Below are 12994 nucleotides of genomic sequence, written 5' to 3'. Positions count from 1 at the left end.
TTCGTCCTCTCACACTTTTTCATTCAATCTCACACGACTGCCCGTTGCGGGAGCAAGTGTTGACCGAACCTGCTGCGCGACAAAGAAGTCCTTTTACGTCAACGAGATACTGCGGATATCGACGCGTTATTCACCGGGTTGTGAACATTTTCTGTGGATAACGCGACGACGCAAGCGTGTGACCCGAAGACATCGTACTCGGCATGGGAAATTTCCCGGTGTGCTCTCGTCATGGCGCAGCAATTGCGCGCGACATTTTTCTCCCTTCCGATCAAGCACTTGAGCGAGCTATCCGCGAGTTGTCCACTGGCTTGCAAACAGATTCTGTGGATAACGAAGTGCGTCTGAAACCCGCGCCACGCCTCGTTTTACAGCAAGTGGCACAACTTTCGCGCGCGGGAAATCTTCCCTTTCGGATCAGTCACTTGCGATGCTTTTCCGCAAGTTATCAACGGGCTTGTGAACAAAAAGTGTGGATAAGCCATCGATTTAGATAATCTCAAAATATGAGATGGATGTTTACATATTGACATTTAAGTTCGGGCGGAATTACGATGCGGCTCATACCGGTGGACGGACACGTTCAGGAGACGACAGTGACGGAACGACGCAAACAGAAAGTAGCGATCATTGGCTCGGGCAATATCGGCACCGACCTGATGATCAAGGTGATGCGCAACAGCGAGCATCTGGAAATGGGCGCGATGGTCGGTATCGACCCGGCGTCGGACGGCCTGGCGCGTGCTGAGCGCCTCGGCGTACCCGTGACCGCAGGCGGCATCGACGGGCTGCTGGCCATGCCCGGCTTCGAAGACATCCGCATCGCATTCGACGCGACGTCGGCGAAGGCGCACGCGCATCACAACGAGTTGCTGCAAGCGCGCGGCGTGCAGGTGATCGATCTGACGCCGGCGGCGATTGGCCCGTACGTGATTCCGTCGATCAACCTCGACGCACATCTCGACGCCCGCAACATCAACATGGTGACGTGCGGCGGTCAGGCCACGATCCCGATGGTCGCGGCGATCTCGCAGGTGGCGAAGGTCCACTACGCGGAAATCGTTGCTTCGATCTCCAGCAAGTCAGCCGGGCCGGGCACGCGTGCCAATATCGACGAGTTCACGGAAACGACGTCCAAGGCGATTGAAGTGTTGGGCGGCGCGTCGCGCGGCAAGGCGATCATCGTGTTGAATCCGGCCGAGCCGCCGCTCATCATGCGCGACACGGTATTTGTGCTGTCGGAGCCGGGCGATCAGGCGGCCATCGAAGCCAGCATTCAGGCGATGGTCGACAAGGTGCACGCCTACGTGCCGGGCTACCGTCTCAAGCAGAAGGTGCAGTTCGAGCTATTCGACGCCTCGCGTCCGCTCAACGTGCCGGGTCTGGGCAAGCTCACGGGTCTGAAGACCTCGGTATTCCTCGAAGTGGAAGGCGCCGCGCACTACCTGCCGGCCTACGCGGGCAACCTCGACATCATGACCAGCGCCGCGCTGGCCTGTGCCGATCGCATCGCCGCCACCCGCCTGGCGCTCGCGGCCTGAACGTCGCACGCGCTATCAGGAGACACACCTCATCATGACCCAGAAAAAGCTCTATATCTCCGACGTGACGCTGCGCGATGGCAGCCACGCGATTCGTCACCAGTACAGCATTGCCAACGTGAAGGCGATTGCCGCCGCGCTCGACCGCGCCAAGGTCGATTCCATCGAAGTGGCCCACGGCGACGGCCTCGCCGGGTCGAGCTTCAACTACGGCTTCGGCGCGCATACCGATCTCGAATGGATTGCCGCCGTGGCCGAGACGGTCACGCACGCCAAGGTCGCAACGCTGTTGCTGCCGGGCGTGGGCACCGTGCACGACCTGCGCGAAGCCTATGACGCCGGTGCGCGCGTGGTGCGTATCGCCACGCACTGCACGGAGGCTGACGTCTCCCGACAGCACATCGCCTATGCGCGCGAGCTGGGCATGGACACCGTCGGCTTCCTGATGATGAGCCACATGACCACGCCGCAGCATCTGGCCGAGCAGGCCAAGCTGATGGAGTCGTACGGCGCGCAGTGCATCTACGTGGTGGACTCGGGCGGTGCGCTGGGCATGAACGATGTGCGCGATCGCTTTCGCGCGTTCAAGGACGTGCTCAAGCCCGAAACGCTGACCGGCATGCACGCGCACCACAACCTGAGCCTCGGCGTGGCGAACTCCATCGTTGCGGTGGAAGAGGGTTGCGACCGTATCGACGCGAGTCTGGCGGGCATGGGTGCAGGGGCAGGGAATGCGCCGCTGGAAGTGTTCATCGCGGCGGCGTCGCGTCTGGGCTGGAACCACGGCTGCGATCTGTACACGCTGATGGATGCAGCCGACGATATCGTGCGTCCGTTGCAGGACCGCGCAGTGCGCGTGGATCGCGAGACGCTGGCACTCGGCTACGCCGGCGTGTATTCGAGCTTCCTGCGCCACGCAGAAGCCGCTGCGTCGCGTTATGACCTGAAGACCGTCGACATTCTGGTGGAACTGGGCCAGCGTCGTATGGTAGGCGGTCAGGAGGACATGATCGTCGACGTTGCGCTCGACTTGATCAAGCGACGCGCTGCGTAAATAGTTCGTGGCATCTCCGTGCCAATGCCGGCCCCTCGTCAGACGGGGCCGGTTTTTTTATGGCCGCGCCTATCCCTTCGCCTATCCTCGCGTATTGCCCGACCAGCCCAACTGACGGCTGATCTGCGCCGCAGCGTTCTTCACGCTGGGCACGAGTTCCTGCATGCGCTCGCGGCTCATGTACTTGGTCGTACTCGACACGCTGATGGCCGCAACGATGCGCTGGCTCGCGTCATAGACGGGGGCGGCGACACAGCGGATCTGCGGCGTGTCGTCTTCGAGATCGAAGGCGTAGCCCAGACGTGCATAGTCGTGCATGCGCGCGAGCCATGCCGCCGTATCGATCGGATGCGACGGCACCTTCGATTGATAGTGCTCAAGCTGTGCCTGCCACTCGGCCTCGTCCTGATCGAGCAACAACGCCTTACCGACACCCGTGACGCAAATCGGCTTGCGTCCGCCGATGCGCGAGCTGATTTCTACAGCGCGCTGGCCGGGCAGCTTGTCGAGGTACATGACTTCCCAGCCGTCGGCGACCGCGAGGTGCACCGTGTCTTGCGTCTCGCTCGCGAGTCCTTCAAGCGTCGGTCGTGCAACACGCGGCAGGTCGATCTGCCGATAGGCGAGAAAGCCCAGTTCGATGAGCTTATTGCCGAGCCGATAACCGCGACGTGGCTCGAAACGCAAATACCCCGCGTGCACCAGCGCCGACGCAATGCGATGCGTGGTCGACGGCGTGATGCCGGTGTGCGCCGAGAGCGCGGGCACGGTGTCGATGCCTGCGGCGACCGCTTCCACGATATCGAGGCCGCGAAAGAGTGTCTGACTGGCGAGCGTGCGAGGGCGTTCGGCCTCCGGTGCCTTCGGCTTGGCCATCAGGCACCTCCGAGCGCCAGCAGGCGCTCGTACACGTAGCACTTGAGCGCCACGTAATGCGACGGTTCGAGTACAGGTAGTTCGATACCGTGCAGATGACCGTCGTCGCCCTGTTGCACGCCGCGAATCGTTCCCGTCGCTTCGATGGGCATATCGATGTCGCCAACGCGCACGCGAAACGCCAGTTGTACGCTGTCGCCGGGCGCGCCCAGCGGCGTGTCGGCGAGCAGCGAAACGCCTTCGGCGCTCACGTCCTGAAGCAATGCCAGATGCCGTGCTTCGGCAGCGCTCACGGAGACGACCAGTTTGGCGGGCACGCGTTGCGAGCGGCGCAGCACCTTGCGACGGATTTGTGCCGGTGCCGACAACACCACGTAATCAAACGGCGTGCGCTCGACGCGCTCGACCGTGCAAACGAAGTGATAGATGTCTTCGCCGGAGAAAGTCCACAGTTCGAGGCGCTCGCTGGCTTGTAGCGTCGGCGGGGCGGCGCGGCCCGTGGGGGCCGTGACGAACAGCATCTGATTCGGCGCATGGCCAATCACGCGCGTGCGCACACGCTGCGATCCGGCACCGGGCGGCAACTGAATTTGCAGCCAGTCGCCGGGACGCAGATTGAGGTCGGCGAGTCCGTACTGCGGCGACGTAGCACCGCTGGCCGTGGCCGCGTTGTCAGTGGGTGCTTGCGTCACTGGCGCCGCATCGGTGGGCGCGACGGCTGCCGCGTCGTCTTCCCCGAGCGTGGCCACGCGATGCGGCGCGAACGACGAGAACAGCCAGTCGCGGCCCGCTTGCGACGGCACGATATCGCCCTCGGCCAGCAGCGGCTCGCCATTGCGGTCGACGATGGCCCAGGGCAGGGCTTCGCCCAGCGGGATCTCGTCGGGCGTCAGCGCAACAAGCGGGAGCCCCTGCGCCACGGAAGCAGGCGAGGCAGGCACGGAAGACGAGACAGGCACCGACGTCGAAGCGACGGACGGTTGAGCAGGTGTGTTGGTAGACATATCGATTCAGCGAAGTGGGCGCTCGCCGGAGTGCCCGGGACGACCGCAGACGTCAGTGTGGCGAAAGTCTACCGCGACGCATTGGCACTTGGCGAGAGGGGACGCGATTCGCTTGTCCCGCCTGACATGCACAAACTGCGTAAGTGGGTGCTCGCTGGGGTGCCGATGGAGGGCATCGTACGACGCGTGACGTCGCCGGTATTCCGGGGCTTTCCCGCGTATCCGCCCGACAGGACGCCGCGCGTTCGTTGTCGTCTGCCTATAGTCGGCGGTTTGCCGGGATGACCGGCGACGTTCTGGCAGGGGGATGCGATGTGGTACCAGCAGAGTTCCAGGGCTAGCGGCTGGGGGCCGGGGTGGGGAATGAGCGAGCGCGCCGAAGCGGGGATCGCGCCGGCGGGCATGCGCGAGGAGGCGGCGTGCCGTCGTGCCGAACGGGCCGACTTCGGCACGCGCCTCACGCAGGCGTCGAATGCGGCGCGTCATGAACGGCTGAACGCGCAAATGCATGGACACGTAAGTGGGCACGCCGCAACGCGTCGCGTCGATCCTCACCTGTCAAAGGCGTTTGCGCACGCGTGGGCTGGACTCTGGCTGAGCTCCGGGCCGTGTCAGCACTTCTATCGCAAGGAGTTCGATCTGGCGCATGCACGCGACGCGCGTCTCGCACAGAGCACGCAACAGGTCGATGCGATGTTGGCGCCCACTCACGATGGTGATGTTTCAGATGGGGCTGACGCGAGCATTGAGCGCATCGGTGCGGACATCACCGCCTGGCTGGACACCGTTGCCGCGACCGGCCGCAGAGGATGGCACTTTCGTGCGGCACGTGATGCCATGTCGCTCGTGGGCAATCTGTCGTTGCTCGCCGTGATTGCCGCGTGCCTGTACCGGGAGCGAGATGTCGACGATGAGGCGTCGCAGCCCACCGCTCGCGGCATCACGACCGCCAACACGCCATTCGGCGTACCGTGGGCCGACTGGTCGTTGCTCGCCTTCGAAGGGGTGAAGGGGGTACTCACACAGTCGCTCGGTTCGCCGACGCTGATCCGTCATCACGCGGTGGACGAAATCCTCAAACGCATGGATGCCGGTTGTCGTTTGCTCGAAGCGTGCGTGCTGCTACCGGCGAAGCCGCAGACATCGTGGCGTGGCACGCTGAGCAACCTGACGCGTGCGCGCGACGTCGCAACACTCTTCACATTCGCCAACTCGGCGGTGCCTCCCGCGCGACTGGGGCTGTGGGTGCCATCATGGTTCTCCGGGTCATCGTCCACGACCGACGAGTATCGCGGCATCCTGCGCGTGGCCGGGCTGATGCTCGACTCCTGCCGCGCGGTGACGAGTCTGCTTGGCACGTGGGCACGTAACGAAGCGTTCACGATCGACACGCAAACGCTTACGCAACGTTGGGAGGCGCTGTCCACCCGATTGGCAGACGTCGCAACGGACGATGTGGCAACGGTACAGCGCCGCGCCGCGCACGTGACACAACTGGCCCGACATTGCGACACGCCATTGCTGGCGAAGATTGCGTCACATCCGACTTTATGCGAGTGCTTACTCGCCTCTGCGCGCGACTTGTCGGCCAGCCAGATCACGGTGGCGTGCAGCGAGTTCGACGTGCCGTGCCATGCGTCGTGCGTCGATGGCCTGAACTACCTGAGCCTGAGTCCCGCGGAGAATCCGTGGGGCCAACGCTGGACCGGCGACGCCTGGGAAAGCGTCGCTGCGACACCGGCGCGCGCTACGTATCGCTTGTTGCTGCTGTATCAGCATTGGAGCGCAGCGCTGCTGGAGCGGGTCGTGGGTGCGTCGCCGTGTCATGGCGACGAGGAGACGGCCGTCAGGGAGCGGAGGTCAAGTGCGTCGCCACATGCGGGCGCGATACGCGTCGACATGGAGTCGACATGGCTCTGAGCGTTTGACGTGATGGCGATGCGCGCAATGCCATCGCCATCGTCGCACGCTCACCGACCTTAGAACTGAATCGTTGCCGTGATGGAGTCCTTATAGGTGTCCGGCGCCGGGGTGGAGGGTTGCGCAAGAATGCGGCCGTAGATCGTGATCGGTACCACGAGCCCGGTGCCGGTGCCGACATAGGTCGACGTGCCGCCCGTGCCGTCGCCCCACGCGGTGGCATAAGTCGAGTTGGTATAGAGCTGATACGGAATCGTCGCGCCAAAGTTCTGGCCTTTCAGCGTGCGCGCACCGACTTGCCCGCTCACACCGCTGCTCAGGAGAATCTGATACGCGTCGTTGTTCGTGCATTGCACGGCAAGCGAGCCTTGTGCCGTCAGCGTATTGCTTAGCGTGGTCGACGGTCCGAACGTGAGGCCCGTCGCGTTGATCGTGCACCGGTTGATCACCGTGACGTTCACGGTAAACCCGTTCGTCGTACCGTTCGAAAAGCCCGACGTGCCGCACGCGGGGGCGACCAGCAAATAGAACTGATAGGACAGCGTGACGGTGCTTCCCGCGTACGTCGCGGAGTAGACGGTGTCGCCGTTGTTGGTACTCGGCACGGTGGTCTGGTTCGCCGCGATCTGTGTGTAGATGTCGATGTTCTTACTGTCCGTGCCGCCAAGAATCGAATTGCTGAACGTGGTGGACAGCGCGGTGGCCGCTGTGGACCCCCAAGGCGTTGCGTGTCCGCTGTCGGTGTACATGTTGTACGCAATTGTGTTGCTGCCATTCACCAGCGTGCGCGGCGACGTCCCCGAAAAGGTCACGCAGATCTTCACATTCGGCACCAGATTGATCGCGCCCCAGGTGCAAGTGACCTTGACCGTGCCAGTCGTCGTCAGTGCGGTGCCTGTGATCGGGCTGAAGGCGGGCAGGGCAATCGTCGGCGCTCCCAGCGAGCAGGTCTGAGCCTGTGCAGTGGGGGCGGCGAACAAGCCCATCACAAAAAGGATCGAGAGCAGGACGAAGCGTTTCATCGATCTCTCCCCGACGGTCTTGCTGAGGCGGGTTTGCCCTGCGGCGTGCAAACTAGCGGCCCGATCCGTGCCATCGCGCCCTGAACGGCCGGATCGTAGGCAAACGTCACGACACATGTGCCGTTGTTCTGCGAAATCACTAGCGAGTTGTCGGGCAGCAAGGCGTCCACGAACGTCTGGCCGTCGTAGCCGACAACCGTTTGCGCGCCCGTCTCACGATGCGTGACGCGTCCACCGACCTGCAACGGCGCGCCGTCCGGCGTGACCAGCGTGATGAGCGCGGCGCGGTAGCGATGCACGGGGAATGCGACGAGCACCCCGGCCCCGGACTCGGGAATGACGGTGCGCGCGGCGGGCGAGATGCGCATGTCGGCGGGCAGGTCCGTCGGGTCGACGCTGAGACGGTTGATCTGATACCCGTTGAGATCGGGGATGACGAGATTGCCCATGCCGTTGGTGCGTCCGACCGGGAGTTGTTCGCGCAGCACGGGCACGCTGGCGTCGTCGTCCGTCTTGACCAGCGCGAAGCTGTCGTAGATGCGCCGTGCCGGATACAGGCCGCCATCCATGGCGACGACCGCCCCCGACAGTCCGAGACCGACACGTGTCTGTCCGTCGTACGTCTGTGCCTGTGCCGACGCCTGTCCGTAGCGCCCCAGATACTGCGCCTGCGCCTGACCGATGCGCACGCTGTCGTTTACGCCGCCCAGCACATTCCATCCCCATCCGCCGCCATAGTCGGGCGTGCGCGTCGCCCCGGCGAGGGCCTGCGTCGAGCCTTGCTGTCGGGCCAGAGACACCGACCCGACGGTATTCGGACCGAGGGTAAAGCTGAGCATCGCGAACACACCGTAGCTGCGGCGATTCGCAAAATCCTGAAACGCCCCGAGGTTGAGCGAGCCCAAGACCCGCACCGGCCAGGAGACGTTGGCCGACAGCACGCGCGACGTTGGGAAATCGGGGCCGCGCATGCCGATGTAGCTCAACGACAGCGTCCGGTTTTCCCAGAACGGCGTGGAGATGGTGACACGGTCCATGGCCGTCGGCACGCCCGAGCCGCCGAGCGTGGCGAGATCGCGGAAGTCGCCGATGGTCCGCTGAAACAGTGAATCGAACGAGAAGCCGCGCGACAGATATTGGTAGCCCACGCCGATCTGCGCGCCATTGCGCTTTCCCGTGGAGCCGGACAGCGAGCCGCTCAGAACCCCATAGCCTGACATCGACACCAGCGCACCCACGCCTGCATTCACCAGTCCCGACGAGCCCTCTGCGTGATATTCGGTCGTCAGCCGGTCGGACACGCCGTAGCGGTACGCCGCCGACGCGGCCACACGATGCTCATAGCCCCACGATCGGAAACCGTAGTCGGTGCGCGGCACGCCTGCTTCGAACGAATAGCTCGACAGTCCCGCCGCCAGCATGCGGGTGTCGATATATAACGGCACGTTAAGGACGCTCTCGCGCCCGAGCGCATCGCGTGTGACGACCGTTGCCTGAAGATTGCCGATCAGCCCCGGCGTCTCGCGAATCACGAACGGACCGGCGGGCACGCTGCCGCCAAAGCGCCGGATACCGTCGAGATAGACGTCGACGGACGAAGGGACCGCCGCCGAGCCGCCGAGTGTGGGCACGGGGAACGTGACGAGGTCGGGCCGCAGGGCGAAGTTCTTGCGCCACTGCACACCCGCCATGCGAATCGAGCGCGACCACGCCAGCGAACCCGAGATCGTGTCGCCCAGTTGCAGGCTGCTCATCTCCACGGGATTGTCATGACGCCAGAACGTGTCGTAGCGCAGATAGGCCTGACTCCCCGAGTACGTGTCGAACACGCCCGTCTGGCTGAACACGCCGCCCGGATGAAAGTACCGGAACTCGGTCCAGCTGGAGGCGCGCGTAGTCCGGTCCCGCTCAAGCAGCGCGTCGTAATTGAACACGAAGCCGCGCGACGTCATGGCGTTCGCCGCGCGCGGTGCGACACGGCCGATCTGGAACGGCACGCGCAGCGCATCGGGCACGTCGATGTCGATGCTCTGTCGCGCAGCGTCGTAGCGATATTGCACGCCACCGATCCTGTCGAGCGGCACTTGTGCGTCGCCGGAGACGCTGAGCTGACTGACGTCGATACCGAGCGATTGCAGGTCATCGGCTGCGGCGCTGAAACGCCCGTCACGCAGGATGAAGTGGGCGATGGCCCCGGTCGCCGCACCGTTGACGGAGACGTCGAGATAGTAATCGGCGGGCATGGCGTCGGCGGCGGTTGCGTCCGGCACAGGCGTGAGCGCGCCCGCGAACACGCTCGCCATCCTCGCCAACCATATGACCACCTGTCGTTGCCGAGGCGGGCGTTTTTTCCGCGTGCAGCACGGGATGGGCGGCGCGACGGATAAGGCGAGAGCAGGGGTGAGGGCGTTCGCACGGATACGCGCGCGCTCACCCGCCGCCATCGATATTGACGACGAAGCGCGTGGGCACCGTGTTGATCGCCGCGTCGAGGGCGAGCGGCGACGCAGGCGGTTTCCCGACCGGCCACGACACCTTGAACACACGCCGTTGCCCGGCAAGCGCATAGCCGAGCAGACCGCTGGTCAGCGGGTGCGACTTCCCTGCTGCGTCGACGAGACTGGACGCCCCGATCTGCGCGCGGGTGCCGCCGTGGTTTTCGGCTTCGAGGTGCCACACGCCGTCGATGGTCTTGAGCTTGAATCGCAGATCTGGCTTCGCGGGCACGGTCGGCGGCGCGACGAACACGGGAATCGAATAGCGCATATGAATGGTGATGCCGCTCTGCACGGGCTGACCGGGTTCGGGCAGTTCGTCGACGAGCAGGCGGAAACTTTGTTCGGTGGCGGGCGGCGTGTTCGCCATCCGCACAAGCCGGATGATCTGAGAACTGCCGGGTTCGATGCGCAGGATCGGCGGGCTGGCCGCAATGGCGTCGGTCGGCGTGAGCTTGTCTTCGCCATCCGCCTGCGTCCATGTGTAGATCCGGACCTGCCCGTAGACGGTCGTGTCGCCCGGATTGCTCAACGTCATGCCGATGGCGTTCTGTTTGGCTGCGAATTCGGCATTGACGGGGGAAATCTGAAGCGTGGCGGCTGCGGCGGGCAGACTGACGAGCGTCGCGGCAAGCACAAGGAGAAGAGGGGAGCACAACGCAATGTGGCGAACAAATCCCGCCGCGCCGGTCATGGCGCGTCGCTCCGCCCCGAGGCGGAAAACTGTCATCGTTGGCGCCCCGCTAGAAGTAAACGGTCGCGGTGATCGTCGTCGAATACGTATCGGGCCGGGGAATCGCGCCAGCCGATGTCGGGACCTGACCGTAGACGGTCACGGTCTGCGCTGAGCCGTTACCGGTGCCGCTGACCGTATCGGTGCCCTGAGACGTGCCCCAGTTGGTCGTGTGCTGTGAGTCCTGAAAGAGCCCGAACCCGACCGTCGCCGTGTTGCCGCTGGTGCCCCCTGCCAGCAAGCGTGCGGTGGTCGTCGAGCCTGTGGTGGTGCCTGCGCTCAGACCGACGTTGTAGGGCGTGGTATTCGTACACGTCACCGACAGGGTCGTCGTCGTCGTGAGTGGCGTCGTCAGGCTGGACACCGTCCCGAAGTTCATCGGTGTGGACGTGATCGAACAACCGGCCTGAATGATCAGCGTGACAGTGAAGGTGCTGGTGGCAGTGCCGTTGCTGTAGACCGCAGCGACCGCAGGCAGCGGCGGAACAAGCAAGAGGCTTGCCAGGAGGACGGTAATGCGCGCAACTGGTTTATTCATCGTCGGTTTCTCGAAAAAACGTCGGAGGGACCTAGCGGGCAAAAGGCGATTCAACTGCCGTTGCCGCATACCACGTTGATACGTAAAGTACGTCGCACTACTTAAGACATAGTGTATATCGGAGGCTTGCCTTTGTGTCATGCGAGTGACGAACGGCCACGGCTTAGCTCTTTTATTTCAAATGACCGTTTAATTCCGGATCAGCGGGCATTGCGTGCTACCCACAGCACTGCTAACTGTCATGCGTCTGTCATGAGCGAACGGTAACTTTCAAGCCGATTCAGGTTCTGTGCTCACCCGAAGGCGACGCGCGCCAACTCAGGCCCCGCACGTCCGGCCTTCTCAGCCAACGCCACTCTCGACGACATGACAGGCAGCTTCGCGCCGCTGCGCGCGTTCGCGCTTGCCGGCTTCGTGTTTTGCGGCGGCACGCTCGCCATCGCACAGCCTGCGTTACGCAGCGGCGACGCCTTTCTGTCCTTCGATATCCCCGCACAACCCCTGTCCGACGCCTTGCGCGAGTTCGCCCGCGTCACCCGCTTGCCCACGCTCTATAGAAGCGAACTGGTCGACGGGCTGGAGTCGTCGCCTGTTCATGGATTTCTGACGGCGCAAACGGCGCTCGCACAATTGCTTGAAAGCACGGGGCTCGTGGCGCAACGCATTGCCAGCGATACGGGACCGGCGTTCGTATTGCGCACAGCGGAGGGTGCGGCCTCGGGCGCGGCCGCGCGCGGTGGACTTGGCAACCTTGCGGGTTATCCGGCATTCGTTCAGGCGCGCGTGATGTCGGCCCTGTGCGCGGGCGGCGACAGCGCGCCGGGCGCGTATCGGGCGCTGCTGCGCTTTGGTGTCAGGCAGAGCGGTGCGCTTGAAAACGTTGAGCTGTTGAGCAGCACGGGCGACGCACGGCGCGACCGAGCCATCCTCGCCAGCTTGCAGCGTGTCGTATTGGACATCGCACCGCCCGCCGACCTGCATCAACCGCTCACGCTGCTGATCGTGCCGAGCGCGGCGCGCGCGACCGACGCGACGCCCCCATGCATGTCTGAGCGCCGGGAACGCTAGGCATGGCGCACGATTCCCAACCGGCCCTCTCCGAATACCTGATCCGCCATTACGGTGCGCTCAAGCGCCGGGTGACGCATCTGCTCGGCAGCAGCGATCTGGCCAGCGACGCCTTGCACGACGCATGGCTGCGCGTGAACGCCGAACCGGCGCCGCCGTCGGACGACGCGAGCGACCCCGGCGAACCCGGTGACGCCAGCGAAGCGGCCCATGCCTTACCAGCGTCGGTGCGCAGCCCCGGCAGCTATCTGGTGCGCATGGCGATCAACATTGCAGTGGACGCCTTGCGTCGCAACAGCCGCGCCTTGCCGCTCGACGAGGTGGACGCGCTCATCGAGCTGGCCGACCCCGCACCCGGTCCGGCACAGACGGTGCAGGCGCGCATCGAGATGCAGACGATGATGCAGTGGCTGGAGCGCATGCCCGAACGCCGTCGCGAGATCTTCGTACTCGTTCACTTCGAGAACCTGCTTCAGTCTGACGTCGCGCAGCGTTTGGGGTGCTCCAAACGTACCGTGGAGTATGAGCTCAAGCATGCACACGATTATCTGGCGCGAAAAATGGAGCGGGACACGTGATGGCACTCACAACGGCGCACACCAAAGCTCGCGTAATGCCGCGTAAGAATTCGATCAGCGAAAAGTTTGCGGATTTCGCGCTTGCCATCCGTCTACCTACTGGCGGACGTGGCAAAACCGCGTGCGAGCCTCGTCGGTGGGGCTCCGGCATGACGATGAGTGCCC

Annotated in this window: 11 protein-coding genes; 5 read left to right on the top strand and 6 right to left on the bottom strand. The window is 64.1% G+C overall.

The annotated features are described in order from the left end of the window. Nucleotides 1-596: 596 nt before the first annotated feature. Nucleotides 597-1541, top strand: a complete 945-nt coding sequence (locus PCO31010_RS19425; RefSeq protein ID WP_039403844.1) for an acetaldehyde dehydrogenase (acetylating) — start codon at nt 597-599, stop codon at nt 1539-1541. A gap of 34 nt (nt 1542-1575) precedes the next feature. Continuing rightward, nucleotides 1576-2595, top strand: coding sequence for a 4-hydroxy-2-oxovalerate aldolase (gene dmpG / locus PCO31010_RS19420; protein ID WP_150665714.1), 1020 nt, complete (start codon nt 1576-1578; stop codon nt 2593-2595). Nucleotides 2596-2676: 81 nt separating this feature from the next. Here the strand turns inward: dmpG and PCO31010_RS19415 are convergent, their stop codons facing one another. Together PCO31010_RS19415 and PCO31010_RS19410 are read right to left on the bottom strand one after the other, a co-directional pair. After that, nucleotides 2677-3471 (bottom strand): IclR family transcriptional regulator, encoded by a 795-nt coding sequence (locus PCO31010_RS19415; RefSeq protein ID WP_150665713.1) that lies wholly within the window; start codon nt 3469-3471, stop codon nt 2677-2679. Then, on the bottom strand, nt 3471-4475 hold the full coding sequence (locus PCO31010_RS19410) for a flagellar brake protein (RefSeq protein ID WP_150665712.1): 1005 nt from the start codon (nt 4473-4475) through the stop codon (nt 3471-3473). The genes PCO31010_RS19415 and PCO31010_RS19410 overlap by 1 nt, the downstream gene beginning before the upstream one ends. 363 nt (nt 4476-4838) lie before the next feature. Here PCO31010_RS19410 and PCO31010_RS19405 point away from each other — a divergent pair, with 363 nt between their 5' ends. After that, the gene (locus PCO31010_RS19405) at nt 4839-6395 is read left to right on the top strand and encodes a hypothetical protein (protein ID WP_150665711.1); all 1557 of its coding nucleotides are present in this window, start codon (nt 4839-4841) and stop codon (nt 6393-6395) included. A 59-nt stretch (nt 6396-6454) separates the two neighbouring features. Here the strand turns inward: PCO31010_RS19405 and PCO31010_RS19400 are convergent, their stop codons facing one another. The 4 genes from PCO31010_RS19400 to PCO31010_RS19385 form a co-directional block, all read right to left on the bottom strand. Beyond that, entirely contained in the window at nt 6455-7417 is a 963-nt protein-coding gene (locus PCO31010_RS19400; protein ID WP_174984958.1) for a Csu type fimbrial protein, read from the bottom strand. Then, nucleotides 7414-9720: a fimbria/pilus outer membrane usher protein gene (locus PCO31010_RS19395; RefSeq protein ID WP_174984955.1), complete on the bottom strand. Its 2307-nt coding sequence runs from the start codon at nt 9718-9720 to the stop codon at nt 7414-7416. Before PCO31010_RS19395 ends, PCO31010_RS19400 begins: the two co-directional genes overlap by 4 nt. A 127-nt stretch (nt 9721-9847) precedes the next feature. Continuing rightward, entirely contained in the window at nt 9848-10642 is a 795-nt protein-coding gene (locus PCO31010_RS19390) for a fimbrial biogenesis chaperone (RefSeq protein WP_246184689.1), read from the bottom strand. A gap of 13 nt (nt 10643-10655) precedes the next feature. Then, nucleotides 10656-11183: a Csu type fimbrial protein gene (locus tag PCO31010_RS19385; RefSeq protein ID WP_150665708.1), complete on the bottom strand. Its 528-nt coding sequence runs from the start codon at nt 11181-11183 to the stop codon at nt 10656-10658. A 366-nt stretch (nt 11184-11549) separates the two neighbouring features. On the opposite strand from PCO31010_RS19385, the gene PCO31010_RS19380 reads away from it, so the two are divergent. Both PCO31010_RS19380 and PCO31010_RS19375 read left to right on the top strand, forming a co-directional pair. Beyond that, nucleotides 11550-12251, top strand: a complete 702-nt coding sequence (locus tag PCO31010_RS19380) for an STN domain-containing protein (protein WP_150665707.1) — start codon at nt 11550-11552, stop codon at nt 12249-12251. A gap of 2 nt (nt 12252-12253) precedes the next feature. After that, a complete protein-coding gene (locus tag PCO31010_RS19375) occupies nt 12254-12829 on the top strand; it encodes an RNA polymerase sigma factor (protein WP_150665706.1) in 576 nt (191 codons plus the stop codon). Nucleotides 12830-12994 lie beyond the last annotated feature (165 nt).

The sequence above is a fragment of the Pandoraea commovens genome (assembly GCF_902459615.1).
GTDB lineage: Bacteria > Pseudomonadota > Gammaproteobacteria > Burkholderiales > Burkholderiaceae > Pandoraea > Pandoraea commovens.
This window is presented reverse-complemented; position numbering and strand designations above follow the sequence as displayed.